The organism is Micromonospora sp. ZG13 (assembly GCF_059359355.1).
Map to the genome: position 1 here is coordinate 733,885 of NZ_JCADBQ010000001.1, position 22,650 is coordinate 756,534.

At 72.7% G+C, this 22,650-nt stretch carries 19 protein-coding genes and 1 tRNA gene; 10 read left to right on the top strand and 10 right to left on the bottom strand.

Annotation, left to right across the window (positions count from 1 at the left end):
• Nucleotides 1–5 precede the first annotated feature (5 nt).
• Entirely contained in the window at nucleotides 6–1,214 is a 1,209-nt protein-coding gene (locus AC5L34_RS03565) for a hypothetical protein (RefSeq protein WP_494823780.1), read from the top strand.
• A 251-nt stretch (nucleotides 1,215–1,465) separates the two neighbouring features.
• Nucleotides 1,466–1,909, top strand: coding sequence for an HNH endonuclease (locus AC5L34_RS03570; RefSeq protein ID WP_441176207.1), 444 nt, complete (start codon nucleotides 1,466–1,468; stop codon nucleotides 1,907–1,909).
• 114 nt (nucleotides 1,910–2,023) lie between these two features.
• Here the strand turns inward: AC5L34_RS03570 and AC5L34_RS03575 are convergent, their stop codons facing one another.
• Complete coding sequence (locus tag AC5L34_RS03575; RefSeq protein WP_441176208.1) at nucleotides 2,024–3,898, bottom strand: hypothetical protein; 1,875 nt, start codon at nucleotides 3,896–3,898, stop codon at nucleotides 2,024–2,026.
• A gap of 311 nt (nucleotides 3,899–4,209) precedes the next feature.
• Between AC5L34_RS03575 and AC5L34_RS03580 the strand changes: the two genes are divergently transcribed.
• Entirely contained in the window at nucleotides 4,210–5,769 is a 1,560-nt protein-coding gene (locus AC5L34_RS03580; protein WP_494823781.1) for an MSCRAMM family protein, read from the top strand.
• A 106-nt stretch (nucleotides 5,770–5,875) separates the two neighbouring features.
• On the opposite strand, the gene AC5L34_RS03585 is transcribed toward AC5L34_RS03580, so the two are convergent.
• A complete protein-coding gene (locus AC5L34_RS03585) occupies nucleotides 5,876–6,649 on the bottom strand; it encodes an enoyl-CoA hydratase/isomerase family protein (RefSeq protein WP_494823782.1) in 774 nt (257 codons plus the stop codon).
• A 123-nt stretch (nucleotides 6,650–6,772) separates the two neighbouring features.
• A complete protein-coding gene (locus AC5L34_RS03590) occupies nucleotides 6,773–9,166 on the bottom strand; it encodes a M4 family metallopeptidase (RefSeq protein ID WP_441176212.1) in 2,394 nt (797 codons plus the stop codon).
• 168 nt (nucleotides 9,167–9,334) lie between these two features.
• Between AC5L34_RS03590 and AC5L34_RS03595 the strand changes: the two genes are divergently transcribed.
• The 3 genes from AC5L34_RS03595 to AC5L34_RS03605 all read left to right on the top strand — a co-directional run bounded on the left by AC5L34_RS03595 (nucleotide 9,335) and on the right by AC5L34_RS03605 (nucleotide 12,111).
• Nucleotides 9,335–9,829 carry a hypothetical protein gene (locus AC5L34_RS03595; RefSeq protein ID WP_441176213.1) on the top strand — a complete coding sequence of 165 codons (495 nt, stop codon included), beginning with the start codon at nucleotides 9,335–9,337 and terminating at the stop codon, nucleotides 9,827–9,829.
• A gap of 69 nt (nucleotides 9,830–9,898) precedes the next feature.
• Nucleotides 9,899–11,518, top strand: a complete 1,620-nt coding sequence (locus AC5L34_RS03600) for a succinic semialdehyde dehydrogenase (protein ID WP_494823783.1) — start codon at nucleotides 9,899–9,901, stop codon at nucleotides 11,516–11,518.
• Between the two features lie 2 nt (nucleotides 11,519–11,520).
• Nucleotides 11,521–12,111 carry a TetR/AcrR family transcriptional regulator gene (locus tag AC5L34_RS03605; protein ID WP_441176215.1) on the top strand — a complete coding sequence of 197 codons (591 nt, stop codon included), beginning with the start codon at nucleotides 11,521–11,523 and terminating at the stop codon, nucleotides 12,109–12,111.
• Between the two features lie 298 nt (nucleotides 12,112–12,409).
• Here the strand turns inward: AC5L34_RS03605 and AC5L34_RS03610 are convergent, their stop codons facing one another.
• Entirely contained in the window at nucleotides 12,410–13,006 is a 597-nt protein-coding gene (locus tag AC5L34_RS03610; RefSeq protein WP_441176216.1) for a hypothetical protein, read from the bottom strand.
• Between the two features lie 718 nt (nucleotides 13,007–13,724).
• Between AC5L34_RS03610 and AC5L34_RS03615 the strand changes: the two genes are divergently transcribed.
• The gene (locus AC5L34_RS03615; RefSeq protein ID WP_494823784.1) at nucleotides 13,725–14,945 is read left to right on the top strand and encodes a LysR family transcriptional regulator; all 1,221 of its coding nucleotides are present in this window, start codon (nucleotides 13,725–13,727) and stop codon (nucleotides 14,943–14,945) included.
• Between the two features lie 40 nt (nucleotides 14,946–14,985).
• Nucleotides 14,986–16,188 (top strand): LysR family transcriptional regulator, encoded by a 1,203-nt coding sequence (locus AC5L34_RS03620; protein ID WP_441176218.1) that lies wholly within the window; start codon nucleotides 14,986–14,988, stop codon nucleotides 16,186–16,188.
• Between the two features lie 68 nt (nucleotides 16,189–16,256).
• Here AC5L34_RS03620 and AC5L34_RS03625 read toward each other — a convergent pair whose 3' ends face one another.
• Genes AC5L34_RS03625 through AC5L34_RS03635 form a run of 3 tightly spaced genes read right to left on the bottom strand, consistent with a single transcriptional unit; the run spans nucleotide 16,257 to nucleotide 17,889 of the window.
• A complete protein-coding gene (locus AC5L34_RS03625) occupies nucleotides 16,257–16,676 on the bottom strand; it encodes a VOC family protein (protein WP_121401524.1) in 420 nt (139 codons plus the stop codon).
• 10 nt (nucleotides 16,677–16,686) lie between these two features.
• Nucleotides 16,687–17,133: a helix-turn-helix domain-containing protein gene (locus AC5L34_RS03630; protein WP_441176219.1), complete on the bottom strand. Its 447-nt coding sequence runs from the start codon at nucleotides 17,131–17,133 to the stop codon at nucleotides 16,687–16,689.
• A 36-nt stretch (nucleotides 17,134–17,169) separates the two neighbouring features.
• Nucleotides 17,170–17,889, bottom strand: a complete 720-nt coding sequence (locus AC5L34_RS03635) for a TetR/AcrR family transcriptional regulator C-terminal domain-containing protein (RefSeq protein ID WP_494823785.1) — start codon at nucleotides 17,887–17,889, stop codon at nucleotides 17,170–17,172.
• A gap of 100 nt (nucleotides 17,890–17,989) precedes the next feature.
• Here AC5L34_RS03635 and AC5L34_RS03640 point away from each other — a divergent pair, with 100 nt between their 5' ends.
• A complete protein-coding gene (locus AC5L34_RS03640) occupies nucleotides 17,990–18,217 on the top strand; it encodes a hypothetical protein (RefSeq protein WP_089003170.1) in 228 nt (75 codons plus the stop codon).
• A 298-nt stretch (nucleotides 18,218–18,515) separates the two neighbouring features.
• Here AC5L34_RS03640 and AC5L34_RS03645 read toward each other — a convergent pair.
• Nucleotides 18,516–18,592: transfer RNA gene (locus AC5L34_RS03645), tRNA-Thr, on the bottom strand.
• Nucleotides 18,593–18,923: 331 nt separating this feature from the next.
• Between AC5L34_RS03645 and AC5L34_RS03650 the strand changes: the two genes are divergently transcribed.
• Nucleotides 18,924–20,015, top strand: coding sequence for an ABC transporter ATP-binding protein (locus AC5L34_RS03650; RefSeq protein ID WP_441176221.1), 1,092 nt, complete (start codon nucleotides 18,924–18,926; stop codon nucleotides 20,013–20,015).
• Between the two features lie 60 nt (nucleotides 20,016–20,075).
• On the opposite strand, the gene rlmB is transcribed toward AC5L34_RS03650, so the two are convergent.
• Nucleotides 20,076–21,209 (bottom strand): 23S rRNA (guanosine(2251)-2'-O)-methyltransferase RlmB, encoded by a 1,134-nt coding sequence (gene rlmB / locus AC5L34_RS03655; protein ID WP_441176222.1) that lies wholly within the window; start codon nucleotides 21,207–21,209, stop codon nucleotides 20,076–20,078.
• Entirely contained in the window at nucleotides 21,209–22,624 is a 1,416-nt protein-coding gene (gene cysS, locus AC5L34_RS03660) for a cysteine--tRNA ligase (RefSeq protein WP_089003150.1), read from the bottom strand. Before cysS ends, rlmB begins: the two co-directional genes overlap by 1 nt.
• Nucleotides 22,625–22,650: the final 26 nt, after the last annotated feature.

Sequence of the window (22,650 nt, forward strand, 5' to 3'; positions counted from 1 at the left end):
CTGGGATGAGCCGGGAGGTCAGCGGGATGGCGCCGCGCACGGACGACGACCCGCTCGTCGCCGACGTGCCGCGGGACGACGCGTACCCGCTGATCCGGGACGAGCGGGCCTGCGTGGTGACCGCCCTGCGGCTCGGCTGGTGGATGGCCGACGCCTACCACCACGCGCAGACCGCCGAGCTGCGCGCCCCTGGGGCCGACCGGCCGGCGGGCGCACCGGCGAAGCTGTCCAACCTGACCGAGATGCCGGGGCCGCGACGCCTGCAGATGTACCTGGACGGCGTGGACGTCGCCCTCGCCCGGATCGCCGAGCTGACCCGGCGCGTCGGCCCCGCGCCCACCACCGCCGACGCGCGGGGCCGGGTCGCCGACGGCTCCGGCGACGCCCTGCTGCTCGCCCTCGACGACCTCAACGTGGAGCTGCTGCGCTGGACGATGGCCACCGACCAGCGGGTGGGGCTGGCGTACCGGCTGGGGCGCTCGCTGGCCGACACCGTCCGCTACGGCGAGGCCGTCCGGCACGGCGACGCGGAACAGGTGGCGCACCGCTTCGGCGGCCGGCAGTTCGAGATCGGCCGGTGGCTGGGCGAGCTGGCCAGCGTGCTACCCCCGTACTCGGCCGCGGTGGTCCGCCGGTCCCTGTCGGCGTGGGCGTCGGCCGTCACCAGGGCGGGCGTGGGCGACCCGACCGAGGCGGGGCTGCCCGAGCTGGCCCGCGAGCTGCGCAACCAGGGCGAGTTGTGGCAGAGCGTGCTCACCGGCGGGCTGCACCCGAGGGACCTGCTGGACGAGGAGGACTACGCGATCGTCGCCCGGAACCTCATCGTCCGGGACCGGAAGCTGGTGGCGCAGGCCGTCCGGGGGATCTTCTGGCCGGTGCTCGTACCGCTGCTCGCGGTGCTGTTCGCCGTCGTGGGGGTGAGCGCGCTCGCCGCCGCCGGGTCGCCGGTGACCCGGGCCGCCGTGGCCCTGCTCGGGCTCGGCGCCGGGCTGGCCGCGATCTGGCGTACGGTCTCCGGGCCGGCGCTCGCGGTCGCCGCAGAGGTCAACCGACCGCTGCTGGAAAGCGAGCTGACCGCCCGGATGGCCGTACGCGTCGACCGGCCCCTGGCCGCCGCGCGGGCCGCTGGCCGGGCCCGCCGCCAGCGCCGCCCCGACCAGCCGGGGCCTCGATCGAAATCCGTTGCCCCTCTCTCCCCCGCCGACCTACCGTGATCGCGCAAGGTCAACCACCGCCGCGGGAGCTGATCATGTCGATGTCGCACGTCACCTGTGTGCCGTCGTCGCTGCCCACGCGTCCGGCGTCGCCGGCGAGCGGCGGCGGCCACCGCGCCGAACACCCCGGGGGCGGCCGGCCCGACTGACGCGTGCCCGCACGACGTCGAGCCGCCCGTCCGCATCCGGACCGGGCGGCTCTTTCGTCCTCCGGTCCGCCCAGCTCGTCACCGCCACGAAGGGAGACACCGGTGGACGCCGTCCTCGTCGTCAACGCCGACCTCGGCCCGCTGCACCGGGTCACCGTCCAGCACGCGATCCGGATGCTCTGCCGGCGGGTCGCCGAGATCCACGAGGCCGAGCCCGACCGGGTGATCGGGGTGTTCCCGGTCCCCCGGGTCGTGCGCCTGGTCCGCTACGTGGTGACCCGGTGGCGGTTCAGCACCGGCCCGGCCTGGTCGCGCGCCGGCGTGCTGCGCCGCGACGGGCGCTGCTGCGCGTACTGCGGGGGGCCGGCCGGCACCATCGACCACGTCCTGCCCCGCTCGCGCGGCGGCCGGAACACCTGGCGGAACACGACCGCCGCCTGCTACGGCTGCAACCAGCGCAAGGGCGACCGGACGCCGGCCGAGGCGGGCATGCCGCTGCGGCGCGAGCCGGCGGTACCGAGCTGGGCGGCACTGGCGGGGCGGTGACGGACCGGCCGGCGGGAACGGGGGGCCGCGTCGGGGGTACGGCCCTCGGTGCGGCGCCCGCCGGCCCCGCACCCGAGGCGGGGCGTGGGAGGGTTCCCGCGCCCCGCCGTCGGGTCACCGGACGGTGGTCGAGAACGACCGCCAGCCAGACGAGGTGCCGTCGGCGTACTTCACGGAGAACCAGAAGTAGGTCCAGCCTGAGGCTGTCGGCGTCCACGTGATCCGGGCCTTGCCGTCGGCGCCCAGCGGAACCACCGTGTGGTTGCTGTCGGCAGTGGTGAACCAGCTGACCGAGGTGGCTCCCTGCGTTACGGCCGGAGCCACCGTGAACACTCCGGGGACACCGACCCCGCCGCCCGAACCCTCGATGGGGTACACGCCGTCCGAGGTCACCGTCGGCGCGTCGTCGACGTAGAAGGTGGTCTCCTGCTCGTACAGCACTTCGCCGGCGGCGTTGCGGCCCGCGTAGCCGAGCGTGTGCTGGCCGCCCTTGAGTGGCCCGATCACCGGCTCGGCCACCCCCTCGTCACCCACCGCGACGGACTGCTGCGCCGCGCCGTCGACGCGGTAGGTGACGGTGGTGACGCCGTTGCCGGGCTGGGTGCCGAACCGCATCGTCACCGCGATGCCGGCCCCGGACGGGTCCGGCTCCTGCTTCGTCGACCAGGCGGTGACCGTCAGGTCCCGGACGTTGAACGTGTACGCCCGTACCGGTGAGGCGTTGCCGGCCCGGTCGACGCTGGTCACGTAGAGCGTCTGCTTCCCGGCGTCGCGGGGCCGCCACTGGATGGTCGCCGCGCCGCCGAGCTGGTCGGCCGGAACCTGGTTGTAGAGGCTCCACTGGCTGTCGCCGTACTGGAATCGCACCACGTCCCCGACGCCGTGCGCGGTGAACAGGAAGGTGCCGGTGACGGAGGTGCCGCCGGTGGGGTTGGCCGGGTTCTCCGGATACTCCGGGGACGCGACGGTCGGCGCGACACCGGGAGCCGTCCGGTCCACCGTGAACCGGCACGGATCGCTCCACGGCGACCAGGCGCGCTGGTCGTACGTCCGGGCGTGCCACGCGTACTCGCCGTCGGGCAGAGAGGTCACCGGCACCGTACCGACGCCGCTCAGGCCGTCCCCGCCGCTCGAGATGGATGCCTGCATCGCGGTCACGGTGGACGGGTCGGCGACCGGCCAGAACTCGAACTCGGGGGTCAGCGAGTCGCCTGGGTCGCGGTCCCGGTCGGTCATGTCGGCGTACGCGCTGAACTCGGACCGGGCGAAGTGCGCTGCGCCGCACGGCGTGTCGGTGTTGCCGTTGTAGAGCCTGGTCGGCTTCAGCGGGGCGGCGTTGGTCAGCTCCACCTCGAAGCGAAACTCGTTGGTCTCCAGCCAGCGGCCGTAGGAGACGTTTGCCTCGTACCGCCTGGGGATGCGCAGCTCGGTGGTGAGCTTGTGGTCGCCCCGGGTCAGTGCGTCGCGCAGGGCGGCGGCCAGGTCCCAGGTCGTCCGCCAGGAAGTGCAGTCGCTTCCCTCCGCGGTCGCGTCGACCGCCCTGCCGATCGTCCTCGGCGGGCTCGACCAGCTGTTCTCACCGGTGAAGGCCGCGGTGGGTTGGGCGATGGTCGTACGTGGACGGGCGCAGTCGTTGGCCCTGCTCTCCCGCGCGACGAGGGTGGCCTTGCTCACCCGCCCCGCGTAGATCCCGCCGATGTCGAAGGTGACGTAGACCCGGGAGGTGTGGACGGCCTGGACATCGTCGCGCCATGAGCCGGCCGGGATCTCGCCCCCGCTGGGGTGGAAGACCGCGGTGTCGGGTGTGGTGGAGTCGGTGTAGGCGAGGAACGAGGGGGTGAGCACGTGGTGTGGCTCAGCGGCGGCCGCCGGCCCGGCCGGGAGGCCGACGGCTCCCAGCACCAGTGCGGCGGCGGCCACCCCTGCCGATGTGCGCCCGCGCCCCCGAAGACCGCGGGTGATGTATTTCAACTGGAGTTCCTCCTTCATGGCGCACCGTCGAGCGGCGGCCCACTCGGATCGTAGTGACCGTCGTCGACGGCGACGGCCCCCACGACAGCCCTCGGCGCGATGCCGGCCGGGAACCACCTGATCGGCGGAGTTCGATCACCCGGCTGGCGGTGGGCCGCCGGGCCGTCCGGCCGGTTCCTGCGGCGAGGTCAGCGCGGGCGAGGGCTGGCGGAGTAGCGTGCGGGCAACCGGAACACCGTGTGGGAACAGCGTGACCGCCGCCCGTGTCAGCCCGTCCGGGTCGCCGGTCCGCCGCCCGCGTCCGCCTCCTCCGCCCGAACGGGGAACAGATGAACCATCCTGCCCGCAGGTACGCCGCCTTCGCCGCGGCTGCGGTGCTGAGCCTCACCACCGGTCTGGCCGCCACACCCGCGTACGCTGAGGAGCCCGCCCCGGGCACGATCACCGGCCACGTGGTGACGGAACGGCCCGGCAGCGTGACCGTCAACCTCTTCACCACCGACGGCGCCGCCGGCGGACAGGTCCTCTCCGACGCCGAGGGCAGCTTCAGGTTCCCCTCGGTGCCGGCCGGGACCTACAAGATCCAGTATGGCTTCCTGGGCCGTTTCCAGTGGTCGCACCAGAAGCTCGGCTACTCCACGGCCGACGTGGTCACGGTCGCGTCCGGCGCGACCACCACGGTCCCCGAGGAGACCATGCTGCTACCCGGCGTCGTGGAGGTGGTGGCCACCGACGCGGTCAGCGGCGCTCCGGTCGACACGATCTGCGGCGGCGTCCAGGAACACTTCCTCCAGTGCGGAGCCACGAACGGTCACCTGCGGCTGGAGAACCTGGCGTCCGGGACGTACACCCTTCACGTGCGCTCGTCGGACGGCCTGCACGCCCGGCAGGAGGTCAAGAACGTCGCGGTCACCCTCGGCCGGACCACCCGGGTCGAGGTCGCCCTCCGTCCCACCACCGCCATCACCACCACCGTGGTGGACCGGGCCACCGGTGAGCCGGTGCCGTACACCTGCGTGGCCGCCCTGCCGCTGGTGTTCGGCGCACTCGACGACGACACCTGCCGGTGGGACGTGAACTACACCGACGACCAGGGCCGGGTCACCCTGCGGGAGTTGGAGCCGGGCGAGTACACCCTGCTGGTCCTCCCCGGCGACGACGTGCACGGCGCCCAGTGGGTGGGCCGCAGCGGCGGCGTCGGCCGGCAGCACGACGCCCTGCGCGTCGACGGGCAGGGCGGCCGGCTGAGCACCGTCTCCACGATCAAGCTGGATCCGGCCGCCCGGATCACCGGAACCATCCGGGACGCCGCGACCGGCGAGCCCCTGGCCAACGGCTGTGCGTCCATACTGCCGCTGCGGCAGGGCAGCGGCGGAGCACCGGGGATCGGCAGATTCTGCACCGACGCAGAGGGTGCCTACACGGTGCCCAACCTCGGCCCGTACGCCTGGCCGTTGCAGTTTTCCCACTACTACGACCACATCGAGCCCTACGCGGCCGTCTGGTCGGGTGACGCGCCGAACCGCAGGGCGGCGGAGGCGATCAGGGCGGGAATCGACGAGCCGGGCATCGCCGACATCTCGCTGCGCAGGACCGGTCCCCGGATCAACATCGCCGCGACCTCCGCGGACGGTCAGCCGTACCACGGATGGCTCGCCGGCGAGGTCTACAACGCGACCACGGGCGACCTGGTGAAGGAGTACTCCTTCTATCACGGGCCACGGGTGATCGAGGGGCTCGCGGACCAGCCGGTCAAGCTCCGCTACGTCCCGAACCCGCCATGGACCGCCGGATGGTACGGCGGCGCCGACCGGTCCTCGGCAAAGACGATCCGGTTGCGCAACGGCGCGGCCCGGTCGATCACGATCGTCCTGGCCGACCCGGCCTGACCCGGCTGGGGGTGGGGGCGGTCGCCCCGGCTCCCGCCCCCGGCCAGGTGCCGCCCGGCGCGGGCCGGATGCCGTCCGCCCTACCGGCCGGGGAACGTCCTCGCGGTCAGTGCCGGGCGGGCGGGGTCCAGCCGAAGCGGGGCGGGCGGCGCTCGTGGAAGGCCGCGACGCCCTCGCGGGCCTCGCCGCTGGCCCGGACCTGCCCGTGCCACCAGGCGATCCGGTCCTCGTCCGCCCGCCCGTCGACGATCTCCTTGGCGGCGGCGACGCTGAGCTGCGACCGGGCGACCACGGCGGCGGTCAGCTCGTCCACCCGGGTGGCGAGCCGGTCGCCCGGCAGCACCTCGTCGACCAGGCCCACCCGCAGCGCCCGCTCGGCGTCGATCAGCTCGGCCGTGAAGAGCAGGTGCTTGGCCGCGGCCGGGCCGACCAGCCGGGCCAGCCGGCGGGTGGTCGGCGCGGGATACACCAGACCCAGCCGTGCCGGCGGTACGCCGAACCGCGCGTCGTCGGTGGCGATCCGCAGGTCGCAGGCGACGGCGAGCTGGCAGCCCCCGCCCACGCACGCGCCCCGCACGGCGGCGACGGTCGGCTTGGCGAAGGCGGCGAGCCGCTCCTCGGCGGCCACGGCGATGCTGGCGTCGCCGGCGTCCAGCAGCTCGTCCAGGTCGCCCAGGTCCGCGCCGGCGCAGAAGGTGTCCCCGGCCCCGGTGAGCACCAACGCCCGCACGGCCGGGTCGGCCTCCAGCCCGTCGAGCAGCGCCGGCAGGCGCCGCCACATCACGGTGGTCATCGCGTTGCGCCGGGCCGGATTACGGATCACCACCGTCGCCACCGGCCCGGTCACCTCGACGAGGAGTTCCGCGTCCGCCACCGTCACCACCCCTTCGACGTCCGCCCGGCCGCCGGGAGCGGCGACGCGTCGGTGCGGCGACCATAACGGCGCGGGCCCGACGACCACCCTGGCGGGGTGGTCGCCGGGCCCGGCGGCGGCGCGGCTACGTCAGGAGACGTTGAGCGCGGTGTCGTCCACGACGAAGGACGTCTGGAGCGACGCGTCCTCGACGCCGGTGAACTTCAGGGTCACGGTCTGGCCCTTGTACGCGGCCAGCGAGAACGACTTCTGGCTGTACCCGGCGGCCTTGTTCAGATTCGAGTACGTGGCGAGGGTCGCCAGCACCGTCCCGGAGGAGTTGAGCACCTGCACCCGCAGCGTGTCGTACGCGGTGCCGGTGGTGGTCTCCGCCGAGTCGACGTGCAGCCAGAAGCTGAAGTTGTACGACGTGCACCCGGCCGGCAGGCTCACCGACTGGGCGAGCGTGTCGGTGCGGCTGCGGCCGTACCCGTTCAGCCACGCGCTCCACGTGCCGGTGCGGGCCGGCTGCTCGGCGCCGTGCTGGCCGATGACGCCCGAGGTCTGCGTCCAGGTGGTGGCCCCGGACTCGAAGCCCGCGTTGCCGAGCTTCTGACCCGGGCTGGTGCAGCCGCCGCCGGTGCCGTTGACGGTGAGCGTGTAGGTGGCGCTGCGGGTGACCGAGCCGGCACCGTTCACGGTCACCGTGTAGGTGCCCGGCGCCGTGGCGGCCGTGGTGGCGATGGTGAGGGTCGAGGAGCCGCCCGAGGTCACCGAGGCCGGGCTGAACGAGGCGGTCGCCCCGCTCGGCAGGCCGGCGGCCGACAGCGTCACGGTCTGCGCCGAGCCGCTGGTGGTGGCGGTCGCCACGGTGGTGGAGACCGAGCCGCCCGGGTTCACCGCGCCGGAGGTCGGCGAGAGCGAGACCGAGAAGTCGTTGCCGGTCGAGCACGGCGCGTCGTTGCCGGCCACGTTCACCGCGGTCCAGGCCGCCTGGACGGTCCGGTACTCGGTGGAGCAGCTGCCGTACAGGTCGGTGGCGGCGCGCAGGGTGTACGCCCGGGCGGTGTTCGCCGGGTTGCTGGTGTTGACGTACGAGGTGTTGGAGGTGAAGTACGCGTCCAGCGCCCGCCACCAGATCTTCTCGGCCTTGACGCGGCCGATGCCGGTCACCGCCGGGGCGGAGCCGCAGATCGGCGAGGTGCCGTACGGGGTGGCCCCGGTGCCCTCGGCGAGGTTGAAGAAGAAGTGGTTGGCCACGCCGGACGAGTAGTGCACGTCCTTGTTCTTGGTGGAGGTGGACCAGCAACTGTCGCCGGAGCCGTCCAGGGCCGGGTTGTACATGTAGCGCAGCGGCGTACCGTCGCCGTTGATGTTGATCTTTTCGCCGACCTGGTAGTCGCCCGGGTCGGCGGGGCTGTTGGCGTAGAACTCGACCATGTTGCCGAAGATGTCGCTGGTGGCCTCGTTGAGGCCGCCGGACTCGCCGGAGTAGGTCAGGCCGCCGGGCACCACGTTCTCGGTGACGCCGTGGCTCATCTCGTGGGCGGCCACGTCGATGGAGACCAGCGGCCGGGAGTTGCCGCTGCCGTCGCCGTACGTCATCCGGGAGCCGTCCCAGAAGGCGTTCACGTAGTTGTTGCCGTAGTGCACCCGGCTGGGCACGCCCCGGCCGTCGCCGAAGATGCCGTTGCGCCCGTGCACGTTCTTGAAGTAGTCGTACGTCTTGGCGGCGCCGTAGTGCGCGTCCACGGCGGCGGACTGCCGGTTGGAGGTGGCGCCGGTGCCCCAGGTGTTGTCGGCGTCGGTGATCGTGGTGCAGGTCGACGTGCCGTTGTTCATGTCGCACGTGGAGCCGTTGCCGCGCAGCGGGTCGATCATCTGGTACGTGCTGCCGGAGAGCGTGGTGTCCACCGTGACGGTGCCCGAGTAGACGCTGTTGCCCGTGCCGGCGACGGCCTCGATCTCGTCGTACGAGCCGATGACCTTGCCGGTGGTGGCGTCGGTGACGACGTGGAACCGCGACGGGGTCTGCCCGTCCGGGTGCCAGCCGGTGACGACGGTCTCCCAGGCCAGCCGGCCCTTGCCGGAGCTGGCGTCGACGAAGAGCTCCGGGGTGCCCACGGCGGTGAGCGTGCCGGAGAACTCGGCGCGGGCGGCCTTCTTCGCCGCCGCGGCGGGGACCCTGGCCGTGGTGGGCAGGGTCAGCGGGGCGTCCAGACCGACCGAGGAGCCGGCGTAGCCGCCGTTCGGGGTCGTGTGGATGACGAAGTCACCGCCGTACACGCGCAGGCCCTGGTAGGTCCGGGTGTAGCGGGTGTGCGCGGCGCCGTTGGCGTCCACCTTGGTGCTGTGCACCTGGTAGGCCTCGGCGGCGGTGCCCTGGACGGCACCGGGGTTGGTGCGCAGGACGCTCGCCGCGGCGGCGGCGGGCCCGCCCGGGGCGGGGGCGGTGGGGGGTGCCGCGAGCGCCGGGGTGGCGACGCCGGTCAGCAGGCCGCTGGTGAGCAGGGCCGTACCGACGGCGGCAAGGGGTCTTTTCACGTGCCCTCCTGAACGGGGGTATGCGTGACGGGGATAGTCACGCATGTAGATATAACGATGTGACGACCCAAAAGAGAAGGGGTGATCCGAATTCCGTCCGGGACATTGACCGTTCGGTGGAACCGGAGCCGGTGGGAACCGCGCCGCCGCGCCGCGCGTCCGAGCGGCATGAGATCAGCTTCGATGGCCGGCGTCAAGGTCGCGCTGGTGGCGGCGGTCCTGTCCGGCTGCACGACGACCGCGCCGACGGACCGGACCACGCCGCCCACGACCGACCGCCCGGCGGCCGGCACGACGGCCCCACCCGCCTCCGAGCCGACGCCGGCGCGCGTCGTGCTGACCCGTTCGGGCGGGATCGCCGGGCGCGGCGACACGGTGACCGTGGAGCCCGACGGGCGGTGGAGCGTTGTCGACCGCGCCGGGTCGCGGCGTACCGGCCGGCTCTCCGGCGCTGACCTGGACCGGCTGCGCCGGCTCGTCGCCGACCCCGCGCTCGCCGCCGAGGCGGGCCGCCCGTCTGCTCCGACGGCCTGCCGGGACGCCTTCAGCTACCGGCTCACCGTCGGGACGGTGGAGACCGGGTACGTGGACTGCCCGACCGACGGCGGCGCGCCGGCGACCGCCCGCGCGGTGGTGGAACTGCTGGTCGGGGCCACCGGCTGAGCGCCGCACCGCCGGGGCGATCCCGCGCGCAAATTGCAACGCAACGTCGCGTTGCGTTAACGTCGACGCATGACCACCACCGCGCTCACCCCGCACGCCGACCCGGCGGGCCCGGTCACCGGCAACCCCGCCGCCCCCGGTCGCCCACCGGCGCTGCCCGCCGGCGCCGCCGCGCTCGTCGGGCAGGTGCGCGGCACCGGGCCCGCGTTCAGCGCCACGTCGCCGCTGACCGGCGCCCGGACGGTGGACGTGGCGTCGAGCACCCCCGCCGACGTCGACGGCGCCTTCGCCGACGCGCGGGCCGCCCAGCGCCCCTGGGCCGGCCTGCCCGTGGCCCGTCGGGCCGCCGTCCTGCTCCGGCTGCACGACCTGGTGCTCGACCAGCAGGCCGAGGGGCTCGACCTGGTCCAGTTGGAGGCCGGCAAGGCCCGCCGGCACGCGGTCGAGGAGGTCCTCGACGTCGCCATCAACGCCCGCTACCACGCGCGCGCCGCCGCCCGGCTGCTGCGCCCCCGCCGCCGGGCCGGGGCGCTGCCGGTGCTCACCCGCACCCGGGAGCTGCGCTTCCCGGTGGGCGTGGTCGGCGTCGTCTCGCCCTGGAACTACCCGCTCTCGCTGGCCGCCTCCGAGGTGCTGCCCGCCCTGGCGGCCGGCAACGCGGTGGTGCACCGGCCCGACCCGGCGAGCATGCTCAGCGCGCTGTGGCTGCGGGCCCTCGCCGTCGAGGCGGGGCTGCCCCCGGCGCTCTGGCAGATCGTCGCCGGCGAGGGCGCCGACGTCGGGCCGCTGGTCACCGAGCGGGCCGACCTGGTCTGCTTCACCGGCTCCACCCGGGTCGGCCGCGAGGTCGCCGCCCAGGCCGCGCGCCGGCTGGTCCCGACCTCGCTGGAGCTGGGCGGCAAGAACCCGCTGCTCGTGCTCGACGACGCCGACCTGGACCGGGCGGTCGAGGGCGCGATCCGGGCCTGCTTCGCCAGCGCCGGCCAGCTCTGCGTCTCCGCCGAACGCGTCTACGTGGCCGACCAACTGCACGACGAGTTCCTGCGCCGCTTCGTCGCGCGCACCGGGACGCTGCGGCTGGGCGTGGGCGGCGACTTCGCGGCCGACCTCGGCTCGCTGGCCTCCGCGCGGCAGCTCGACACCGTCACCGCGCACGTCACCGACGCCGTCGGGCGGGGCGCCACCCTGCACACCGGCGGCCGGCACCGCCCCGACATCGGCCCGTACGTCTTCGAACCGGCCGTGCTCACCGGCGTCGCCCCCGGCATGCGGATGTACGCCGAGGAGACCTTCGGGCCGGTCGTCGCCGTGTACCGCTTCCGCACTGACGACGAGGCGGTGGCCCTGGCCAACGACACGGCGTACGGGCTGAACGCCAGTGTGTTCAGCGGCTCCGGGGCACGCGGCGAGGCGGTCGCGGCGCGGATCGACGCGGGCGCCGTCAACGTCAACGACGGCTACAGCGCCGTCTGGGGCAGCGTCGACGCCCCGATGGGCGGCTGGAAGGACTCCGGGCTGGGCGGCCGGCACGGCGCCGACGGGCTGCTCCGGTTCACCCGGGTCAAGACCGTCGCCCGGCAGCGCGGGCTGGACCTGGCCCCCGCGTACCACCGGCCGGGGGCGCACAGCGCGGCCTGGACCCGACGGATGACCGCGGCGCTGCGCCTGCTGCGCCGCACCGGGCTGTGACCGTGACCGGCGGGCCGGCGGCCGTCCGGGGGCCGCGCGGCGCGGGGGCGATCCACGCGGCCGTGCTGGACCTGCTGGAGACCGAGGGGTACGCCGGCCTGACCGTCGAGGGGGTGGCCCGCCGCTCCGGGGTCAACAAGACCACCCTCTACCGGTGGTGGCCGTCGAAGCCCTCGCTCGTCGCGGCGACGTTCCGGCACGCCATCGCCCGGGACCTGCCGGTGCCGGACACCGGCACGCTGCGCGGCGACCTGACCGCCCTGCTCAGGTCGAAGGCCGCGTTCTTCGCCGACGGGCCGGGGCGGCTCGCCGCCGACGTGCTCGCCCACACCGGCGCCGACGCGGAGCTGGGGCGGCTCGCCGACGAGCTGCTCGGCCAGCACTGCGCGCACGTCACCGAGCTGACCGGGCGGGCCCGTGCGCGGGGCGAGCTGACCGGGCCGGTGGACGACGCGCTCCTGGCCGACCTGCTGCTCGGGCCGGTCTGGCTGCGGGCCGTGGTCACCCACCGTCCGCTCACCCCGGCCGACGCCGACGCCTTGGTCGACACCCTGCTCGCCGGCCTGCCGACCGGCCGGGGTCAGCAACGGTAGTCCTTCGGCGGGGCCGGTGTCGCGCAGCCCGGGCGGCAGGTGCGCGCCACGTCGTCGACGGCCACCAGTGCCGGCGTCCCACCATAGGGAGATGGCCGCCGACAGGTGAGACCTTGGGAAGATCCGGCCGACACGGAGGTCACCCGCACCGTCTGGAGTCTGATGCTGTCGGGGCCATCTCATGGTGATCCATGAGATGGCCCCGACAGTTCTCATCGGTCGTTCTCCTGCGGTGCGGCGTCTGACTCGCCTCTGGTGCTGAGTGCTCGTTCCTCAGACCGTCCCGCGTCGCCGGACGTCAGGCTCGGGTGATCCAGTAGAGCAGGTAGGGACCGCAGGTCACCGGGTCCGTCTGCGATCGAGTGACCACCCAACCTGCGGGCACCTGGGTGGCGGAGCAGATGTGCATCCCGTTGTAGAGATTGCTCGTGACCCAGTAGCTCAGGTGGGGTCCGCAGTTGACCGGGTTCGTCTGCGCCTGAGTTGCCACCCAGCCGGCGGGCACGTGGGTGGCGGAACAGATGTGCATCCCGTTGTAGAGATTGCTCGTGACCCAGTAGCTCAGGTGAGGTCCGCAGTTGACCGGGTTCGTCTGCGCCTGAGTTGCCACCCAGCCGGCGGGCACACGAGTGGCGGAACAGATGTGCATCCCGTTGTAGAGATCGTTGGTGATCCAGTAGAGCAGGTGGGAGCCGCAGCTGGCCGAGTCTCTCTGCGCCTGGGTGACAACCCAGCCGGCGGGGACCGGCGTGGCCGAGCACATGGTGGTGGTGGCTGCCTGCGCGGGGCTGGAAACCGCGAGAGAGAGGCCGAGGCTGGCCGCGGCGAGCGCCACCGCCATCAGAATTCGGTGCACAAGCCTCAGGTGACCTTTCGGATGCTGGCCCGTCTTCATCCGTTCTCCTTCATTTCCGGTTGGATATCGCCCACCGCGCAACGGCTAAGACTGCGGCGAATGGGCTGGGCAACGCCGGACCGCATGACCGGCCGGCCGACAGGCCTCGCCGCCCCGCCGGAGGCAGCGGAACCGTCACTGAATTGGATCAGCAGCAGGCTTGGCCTGGGGACTACCAACTGGTTTCGTCGCCCATACCAAACCCGACGCTCGTGCGATCTCCTGACGCCGCCCCGGCGCCCACGCGTACACCCGGGCGGTGCGCACGGCCGACGGGTGGGCAGGACGGCGGCCGGACGCGCTCTTTCGGCTGCCCACACTCGACTGACGCGGCGGCGAGAAGGCTGCTGGCAGCCGCCGGTGGACCCGCCTCGGCCCGTAAGGCCGGAGCCGTGTGCTCGGCGACTCCCGGCCGGGACGGTCCGGGCAGGCGGCCCCCTCCGCCCATACCGCAGGGGGCGCGGACGTGACCGCGCCTGACGACGCCCTCCACGAGAGACCTATCCGTCAATACGTGGCATATCATTGTTCCTTCTCCTACCGCCCGTCACCGATCGGCGGCAATGGATCGGGAAATGCCGAGCGCCGCGCCGCCGAACTCCATTTCGTGCCCATTCGGTCGCTGTCCGTGCCGACCGTCCTTAGCCCGTCCGATCCACCAGTGGGTCGTGCGAGTTGGCATTACCGATCACGCGCGCCGGCCATACCATCTGAACTCGTGGAGACGGTAGATCTTCGACTTCTGCTGGGTGTCGCTGACGGTGACGACTGTCCCGCCCTCGCCGCCTCGCTCGGCCTCAGCGAATCCGCGGTGCGAAAGCGCCTCCGCCGATTGACCGGTCCCGAGGAGACGGCCTGGCTGCGACAGACGGGACGAAGTCACCACCTGACCGAGCGGGGGAGGGCCGTGTTGGGCCCGGCCAGCCAGGCGGTGGCCGCATCGCAGGAGATCGCGCGGCTCCTCGGCGTCGAGTCCCTTTCGACGCGCCACGTCCGGGTGGTCACCACGATCGCCGCGACCGGCTCGATCGGCAGCGCTGCCGGCCAGCTACGGATTCCGCAGCCTTCGCTCAGTGCGCAGCTGGCGCGGATCGAACGGCGCTGGCAGGTCACCCTGTTCGAGCGCACCCGAAGCGGTGTCGAGCCCGCCCCGAGACTCGTCGAACTGCTGCCACACCTGCGCCTGCTGGAACGGACGCTGTCCTGCCTCGCCGCGCCGGCCACAGCCGAGGAAGCTTCGGTGACCTCAGGAAACCTGCAGTTGGCCAGCGAATTCGGTTTCCACGGGCTCATCGACGCGCTCCGCGACGATGCTCAGGTCGACGTGCGGCAACACATCATCGACATCCCCGGTCCGGGCTGGGCGCCGACCATGCTCGCCGCCGACATCTGCCTGTACGCCGATCTTCCGTTCGTCAGTCTGGCCGTACCGCCTGGGCGGGACAGGGCCGTCGCGTTCGAGGATCCTGCCCATGTCCTGATGCCACTCGGTGCCGATGGCGGCCGGACGACGGTGGGCCTGCGCGAGTTGGCCGACTACGACTGGATCACTGGTCCGCCAGGCAGCCGCAACCACCAGTCCGTACTCCTGCTCTGCCGGTCGATGGGATTCGACCCGCGGATCCGGTTCACCGCCCTCAACGGGCCCAGCGGTCGCCGCATCATCGAAGATGGTGGAGCGGTGGCCCTCACCGGCGCGACCCTGGTCCCCAGTGGCGCGCTGCGCGCCGTCCGACTCGCAGAGGACGTCCGGGTGCGGATGACCGTCGGATGGCGGCGAGGCAGCACCGCTACCGCGACGGCTCAGTGGATCGTTCGCTGGCTGCGCGACGGTCAGATCCGGCGACTGGCGGAGCTACGCCCGGACCTGCTCGCCGAGATGCGTGCCGACCCGGTCGGCTGGCCCGCCTTCGCCGAAGCGCGAGCCGACCGTCAGTGACAGCCGGAGGAACCTGCCGCCCGTTCTCCTGGAGACCAACGTGGACACGATCGACCTGCGGCTGCTGCTGGGCGTCGCCGACGGGCTCGACTGCCCGGTCCTCGCCGCCCGACTCGGTCTGAGTGAGACCGCCGTCCGCAAGCGGCTACGCCGGCTGGCCGGTTCCGCCGGAGTGTCGTGCCTACAGCGGACCGGGACGGAGTACCACCTGACCGGCCAGGGGCAGGCAGCGTTGGGATCGGTCAGTCAGGCGACGGCCGCTGCCGAGACGATCGCCGCCCTGATCGGCGTCGACGTCGTGGCCAGGCGGCACGTACGGCTGGTGACCTCGGTCGCCGCAGCCGGATCGATCAGCGGAGCGGCCCGTCACCTCGGGCTGCCCCAGCCGGCGGTGAGTGCCCAGCTGACACGGATCGAGCGACGCTGGGGCACCCTGTTCGACCGGACTCCGAGGGGAGTGTCCGCCAGCCCGCTACTCGTCCAGTTGCTGCCACACCTGCAGAGGCTGGAGAAGGAAATGTCCCGGCTGGCCGGGACGACCATGGCCGACGACACAACATCGGTCCCGGGTGGCCTGACGGTGGCCAGTGAGTTCGGTTTCACCGGGCTGGTCGACGCGCTGCGCGACGGAGGCTTGGCCAACGTACGGCAGCACGTCGTCACCATTCCCGGCCCGAACTGGGCACCGGCGATGCTCGCCGCCGACATCTGCGTGTACGCGGACCTGCCCCTCGCCGGCCTTGCCACGCCCGCCGGGTGGGACACGACCGTCGCCTTCGAGGACCCGGCGTACGTCCTGCTCCCCAGGGATGCTGGTGCCGGCCGGACGACCATCGCACTGCGCGAGTTGGCGGAGCACGACTGGCTCACCGGCCCCGCCGGCACCCGCAACCAGCGGTCGGTCCTCGCCGTCTGTCGAGCCGCGGGCTTCGTACCCCGGATCCGCTTCACCGCCCTCAACGGGCCCAGTGGTCGCCACATCCTGAAGGATGGCGCAGCGGTCGCCCTCACCAGCGCCACCCTCGTGCCTCCCGGCGAGCTGCACACCGTGCGGCTGGCAGAGGACCTCCGGGTCGCATTGACCGTCGCGTGGCGGCGCGGTGGCCCGGCCGCGCCGACCGCCGCGTGGTTGGCGCGGTGGCTGCGTGACCGACACATCGGGCAGTTGGCCGAACGTCGCCCGGACCTGCTCGCCGTGTTGCGCGCCGACCCCTCCCGCTGGCCCGGCTACGCCCCGACGTGAGTCGGGGCGCCCCTTCCGGTAGGCACCCACCGGCGGCACGCTCCCGATCAGGGTCCCCGCCGCGAGGGTCAGCCCCTGGGGAACATCTGGCCGATGCGGATCTTGTTGCCGAACGGGTCGCGGATGCCGAAGTCGATCCCGTACGGGCGCTCCATCGGCTCGTCGGTGATCTCGACGCCCTTGGCGACGAGGTCCTCGTACGTCTTGTGCGCGTCGTCGGTCGTCATGAAGAGGTAACCGCCCAGCGCGCCCTTGGTGAGCAGCTCCCGGACCTGCTCGGCGGTGGCCGGGTCCAGCGCCGGCGGGCCCGGCTTCTCCAGCAGGATCTCGCGCTCCGGGTCGCCGGGCAGGTTCACCGTCAGCCAGCGCATGAACCCGAGGTCCTGGTCGGTGTTGACCTCCAGGCCGAGCTTGCCGACATAGAAGTCCAGGGCCTCGTCCTGGTCGAGCACATAGATCTGGGAGCGGCTGATCGCGTTCATCGTCATGCCGGAAACGCTACGGGGCGGGCCTGACCTGCTGCTTATCCAAAACTGACGTCTGCTGCCCGAAGCTGCTGGGCCGGGTCCACGCCTTGGTGAAGCACACCGGCACGGCGGCGGCCGGCGCCTTGCGGCGGCGGTACTCCGACGGCGGCTCCCCGACGATCTGCCGGAACGTGCGGCTGAATGTGCCCAGGCTGGAGAAGCCGACCGCGTAGCAGACGTCGGTGACGTCCCGGTCGGTGTGCAGCAGCAGGTACATGGCCCGCTCCACCCGCCGCCGCTGGAGATAGCGGTGCGGGGTCTCGCCGAAGGTGGCCCGGAAGGTGCGGATGAAGTGCGCCTCCGAGACGTACGCGATCCTGGCCAGGGCGGGGATGTCCAACGGCTGGTCGTACGCGCGGTCCATGGCGTCCCGGGCGCGCAGCATGGCCCGGTTCGACTCCTCCGTCGCCCTGCTCACGCCGTCCAGCATAGGGTGCGCACCACGCCGGGCCCGCTACCCCGGCGCGGACGCCAGGATGGCGTCGAGGCCCAGGTCGAACAGCTCGTCGTCGCTCCATCGCGCCTCGTCGAGGTGGCCGGAGGCGCCGAGGGTCGGATAGGCGGTGGGGTTCGCCGTGATGTGCCGCCGGGCCTCGGCCCGCGCGTGCGGATCAGCGGTCTGGCGCCAGGTGGCCTCGGTGAGCGCAGCGCCGATGACGTAGTTGGCGAGCAGTCGGGTGGCCACCGCCAGTCGACGGTCCGAGAAGCCGCCGCGGACCAGGGCCGACTGGAGGAACTCGGTGCGCGCGAGCACGTTGGGGCCCAGCATGGGACGCCCGATCAGGCTCGCCGCCCAGGGGTGGCGGAGGATGGCCGCCCGCCAGTTCCGGGCGAGCGTACGGACGTCGTCGCGCCAGTCGCCCACGTCGCGCGGGAGTCGCACCTCGCCGAAGATCTCGTCGACGGCCAGGTCGAGCACGTCGTCCTTCGTCCTCACGTGCCAGTACAGCGCGGTGGGGGTGACGTCGAGCTGCTGGGCGAGGCGACGCATGGTCAGTCCGTCGATGCCGTGCCCGTCGAGCAGTGCCACGGCGGCGTCGACGATGCGCTGGCGGTTCAGCGGCGGCGTACGGCGCTCGCGGGCGGGGTCCGCACGGAGCCACACCGAGCGGGGAGCACCGGCACGACCGGCCGGCTCTTCGCGCGGCGCCCCGTCGGATCCGTTGATGGCCACCCGACCACCCTAGTACGGTGCTGAAGTAACTTAACGGCGGTAAGTTGCCCCCACGACGTTAGGTTCGCCGGCCACGACACCGATCGAGGGAGGTCCGGACATGCCCCTGATGCGGATCCAGCTCGACACCGACCCGACGACGGCCCGCCGGGTCCTGGCACTGCACCGCGCCGGGAGACACCACCACGAGTCCCGGGAAGCCGCCCGCAGCGAGGTCTGGCGCCACGGCCGCACCCCGGCCGCCGACCCGGTCTTCGTCGGCGTCACCAACGGCAGACCCGTCCGCCTCATCTACGACGTGGAGGTCCATCTCGACACCACCGCGTAAGCCGGGCAGCTTCAGCAGGGAAAACGCCGTGCCGCTGACTGCACGGGTGGCCCTCTCGTGGTGATTGACGGAGCCCTCGTCGGGGTCTCATCGGCGTGCGCGCTGTCGACGCCACGGTCGACGTCAAGCAGCGCCTGCGAGAACTGCTCCGCGAGGCCGGCGTCGACCCCGACCTCGTTCAGGCGCCCGGGCGCGACCGGTGACGACCTCACAGGTCAGCAGGGCGGAGCGCCCGAAGGCCCGTCGGAGTCCACGGACACCCAGCCACGCCCGCCCGGCGCGAAGTGCTGATGAAATTTGGAGCCCCCGGCCGGGATCGAACCGGCGACATCTCGCTTACAAGGCGAGTGCTCTGGCCAGCTGAGCTACAGGGGCGTGTGGTGCCGACGTCAGCATAGCGACTGACGTCCGGATTTCCGCCTCGGCAGGCCCCCCGACCACGGGAAACGTCACCGACGCGCTGCGGCGTACCGGCATTGGCGGTCGATTGATGTCCGCCCGTGCCCGAGTGACCGGAATGTCTATGCGGCCCGTCCCATCCCGTGCGCCCCGCCTTGGCAGGTGACGAAAAGCCGTTTACCGTGCAGTGACACGGACGACATCTCGATCATCGAGAGGCTGCCCGTGGGCCGGCGCGTCCCGTGCCGACCGCTCCTTCACTCGGATCGTCCGGCACGTTCCTGCCGGTGAGAGGAAGCACCCCACCATGGCTACGGTCACCTACGCCAAGGCGTCCCGGATCTACCCGGGCACCGAGCGTCCCGCCGTCAACCAGCTCGACCTGGAGATCGGCGACGGCGAGTTCCTCGTGCTGGTCGGCCCCTCCGGTTGCGGCAAGTCCACCAGCCTGCGCATGCTCGCCGGCCTGGAGGACGTCGACCAGGGCTCGATCCACATCGACGACCGGGACGTCACCCACCTGCCGCCGAAGGCCCGCGACATCGCGATGGTCTTCCAGAACTACGCCCTCTACCCGCACATGACGGTGTACGAGAACATGGCGTTCGCGCTCAAGCTGCGCAAGACCTCCAAGGCCGAGATCGACCGGCGGGTGAAGGAGGCGGCGGCGCTGCTCCAGCTGGAGGAGTTCCTCGGCCGCAAGCCGAAGGCCCTCTCCGGCGGTCAGCGCCAGCGGGTGGCCATGGGCCGGGCGATCGTCCGCGAGCCGCAGGTCTTCCTCATGGACGAGCCGCTGTCGAACCTCGACGCGAAGCTGCGGGTGCAGACCCGTACCCAGATCGCGTCGTTGCAGGCCAAGCTGGGCGTCACCACCGTCTACGTCACCCACGACCAGGTCGAGGCCATGACCATGGGCCACCGGGTGGCGGTCATGCTCGACGGTGTGCTCCAGCAGGTGGACACCCCGCGCGCGCTCTACGACACCCCGGCCAACGTCTTCGTCGCCGGTTTCATGGGCTCCCCCGCCATGAACATCAAGACCGTGCCGCTGAGCGAGCGGGGCGCCGCCTTCGCCGACCTGCACATCCCGCTCACCCGGGAGCAGGTCGAGGCGGCCCGCGCCGACGGCGGCGCCGACAAGGTGACCGTCGGCTTCCGCCCCGAGGACTGCGACCTCGTCAGCCCGACCGAGGGCGGCATGCCCGTCGTCGTCGAGCTGGTCGAGGACCTCGGCTCGGACGCCAACATCTACGGCCACGCCGCGCTCGAGGGCAACAACGAGCGCTTCGTGGTCCGTACCGACCGGCGCAGCATGCCGAACATGGGCGACACCGTGTTCGTCAAGCCGCGCGAGGGCCGCAGCCACGTCTTCAACGCGAGCACCGGCAACCGCATCTGACGTACGACGGAAGAGGGGCGGCCCGCCATCGGCGGACCGCCCCTCTTCGTGTCTGCGGGATCAGCCCTCGGCGGCCCGGCGGCGCGCCACCTCGGCGAGGGTGACGGCGGCCGCGACGCTGGCGTTGAGCGACTCGACGTCGGAGACCATCGGGATGCTGACCGTGAGGTCGCAGGTCTCGCCGACCAGCCGGGAGAGCCCCCGGCCCTCGGAGCCGACCACCACGACCAGCGGGCCGACGGCGGCCTCCAGGTCGTAGAGGTCGGTCTCGCCGTCGGCGTCCAGGCCCACCACCATGAAGCCGGCGTCCTGGCAGGCCTTCAGCGACCGCGTCAGGTTGGTGACCTGGGCGACCGGCACCCGCGCCGCCGCACCGGCGCTGGTCCGCCAGGCGGTCGCGGTGATCCCGGCGGCCCGCCGCTCCGGTACGAAGACGCCCTGCGCGCCGAAGGCGGCGGCGGAGCGGATCACGGCGCCGAGGTTGCGCGGGTCGGTCACCCCGTCCAGCGCCACCAGCAGCGGGGCGGCCTGCTCCAGCGCCGCCGCGACGAGGTCCTCGAAGGGCTCGTACGCGAACGGCGGCACCTGGAGACCGACGCCCTGGTGCAGCACGCCGCCCGTCATCCGGTCCAGCTCGGCCCGGCTGATCTCCAGGTTGGCGATGCCCCGGTCGGCGGCCCTCCGGATGATCTCGTTGACCCGGTCGTCGACGTCGATGCCCTGGGCGGTGTAGAGCGCGGTCGCCGGCACCAGGGCGCGCAGCGCCTCCAGCACCGGGTTGCGTCCGACCAGCAGCTCCGGGGTGTCCTTCGACGGGTTGGACTTGCGGCCCGGGGCGACCCGGGGACCGCCGCGACCCGTGGGCCTGGCACCCCGACCACCCGTACCGCGCCCGCCCGTGGTCGGTACGCCCCGGCCACCGCCCTTGCCCCAGGTGGTGTCCTTGCTGCCGGGCTGGCCGATCTTGGGAGCGCGGCCCTCCTCGGCCGCCGCCCGGCGCTCCTTGTCCTGCTTCCAGGCGGTGCGCTGGGGCAGCTTCTCGGTGCCCGAGTATGCCTTGTGCCAGGGCCGCTCGTCGGCGGGCAGGGTCCTTCCCCGCCCGGCGAGGGAGTCCTTGTTCTTGCCACCGGAGCCCTTCGGGGCTCCCGCCTTCGGCGTCAGACGCCGGCCACGGCGCTGCGAGTTGCCGGCCATCAGTCCTGCTCTCCAATAGTCCAACGGGGGCCCTGGGGGGTGTCCTCGACCACCACGCCGGCCTGCTTGAGCTGGTCGCGTACGGCGTCGGCCGCGGCCCAGTCCTTGCGACCGCGGGCCTGTGCGCGCTGTTCCAGGGCCAGCGCGACCAGCGAGTCCACCACGCCGCGCAGGTCGTCCGCGCGGCCGCCACCGGTCCACGCCGGGTCGAGGGGGTCGATCCCGAGGATATCCAGCATGGCGCGGGCCGCGGCCAGCGCCGTGCGGACGGTCACATCGTCGCCGCCGGTCAGCGCGGTGTTGCCGTCGCGGACCACCTCGTGCAGGACGGCGAACGCGGCCGAGGTGTTCAGGTCGTCGTCCATCGCCGCCGCGAACGCGCCCGGCAGCTCACCGAGCTGGCCGGGGCCGACGCGCTCGACGGCCCGCTGCACGAACCCCTCGATCCGGCGGTACGCGACGGCGGCCTCGCGCAGCGCGTCCTCGGAGTAGTCGATGCGGGACCGGTAGTGCGCGGCGGCGTAGTAGTAACGCAGCTCCACCGGGCGCACGCCGAGCGAGTCGACGTACGTCAGGTCGAGGGCGTTGCCGAGCGACTTGCCCATCTTGGCGCCGCCGATGCTGAGCAGCCCGTGGTGCACCCAGTAGCGGGCGAACGGCAGCCCGGCGGCCTGCGACTGGGCGATCTCGTTCTCGTGGTGCGGGAAGGTGAGGTCCAGCCCTCCGCCGTGGATGTCGAACTCGGCGCCGAGGTAGCGCCAGCACATCGCCGAGCACTCGATGTGCCAGCCCGGCCGGCCCCGCCCCCACGGCGACGGCCAGTAGGCGTCCGCCGGCTCGTCGGGCTTGGCGCCCTTCCACAGCGCGAAGTCGCGCGGGTCGCGCTTGCCCCGGTCGGGCGCGTCCCCCGCCGACTGCATCGCGTCCGGCGACTGCCCCGACAGGGAGCCGTACGCCGGCCACGAGCGGACGTCGAAGTAGACGTCGCCGGAGTCGTCGGTGGCCGGGTAGGCGTGCCCGTCGGCGATGAGCTTGGCGATCAGCTCGTGCATCTCCGGGATGTGCCCGGTGGCCCGCGGCTCGTACGTCGGCGGCAGCACGTTGAGCGCCCGGTAGGAATCGGCCAGGATCAGCTCGTTGGCGTACGCGATCGACCAGAACGGCCTGCCCCGCTCCATCGCCTTGACCAGGATCTTGTCGTCGATGTCGGTCACGTTGCGGATGAAGGTGACCTCGTAGCCGGCGGCGAGCAGCCAGCGGCGCAGCACGTCGTAGTTGACGCCGGAGCGAAGGTGACCGATGTGCGGCGGGGCCTGGAGGGTGAGACCACACAGGTAGACCCCCACCTTGCCGGCTTCCCGCGGGACGAAGTCCCGCACCGATCGGGTGGCGGTGTCATACAGGCGTAGCGTCACCGTACAAGGGTAGCCGTCCCACGCGT

What these genes read in the sequence shown, in the direction of transcription:
- AC5L34_RS03565 (WP_494823780.1), top strand. Translation starts at nt 6, where the DNA reads ATGAGCCGGGAGGTCAGCGGGATGGCGCCGCGCACGGACGACGACCCG.
- AC5L34_RS03575 (WP_441176208.1), bottom strand. Translation starts at nt 3,898, where the DNA reads ATGAAGGAGGAACTCCAGTTGAAATACATCACCCGCGGTCTTCGGGGG.
- AC5L34_RS03580 (WP_494823781.1), top strand. Translation starts at nt 4,210, where the DNA reads ATGAACCATCCTGCCCGCAGGTACGCCGCCTTCGCCGCGGCTGCGGTG.
- AC5L34_RS03595 (WP_441176213.1), top strand. Translation starts at nt 9,335, where the DNA reads ATGAGATCAGCTTCGATGGCCGGCGTCAAGGTCGCGCTGGTGGCGGCG.
- AC5L34_RS03600 (WP_494823783.1), top strand. Translation starts at nt 9,899, where the DNA reads ATGACCACCACCGCGCTCACCCCGCACGCCGACCCGGCGGGCCCGGTC.
- AC5L34_RS03610 (WP_441176216.1), bottom strand. Translation starts at nt 13,006, where the DNA reads ATGAAGACGGGCCAGCATCCGAAAGGTCACCTGAGGCTTGTGCACCGA.
- AC5L34_RS03625 (WP_121401524.1), bottom strand. Translation starts at nt 16,676, where the DNA reads ATGACGATGAACGCGATCAGCCGCTCCCAGATCTATGTGCTCGACCAG.
- AC5L34_RS03640 (WP_089003170.1), top strand. Translation starts at nt 17,990, where the DNA reads ATGCCCCTGATGCGGATCCAGCTCGACACCGACCCGACGACGGCCCGC.
- AC5L34_RS03650 (WP_441176221.1), top strand. Translation starts at nt 18,924, where the DNA reads ATGGCTACGGTCACCTACGCCAAGGCGTCCCGGATCTACCCGGGCACC.
- rlmB (WP_441176222.1), bottom strand. Translation starts at nt 21,209, where the DNA reads ATGGCCGGCAACTCGCAGCGCCGTGGCCGGCGTCTGACGCCGAAGGCG.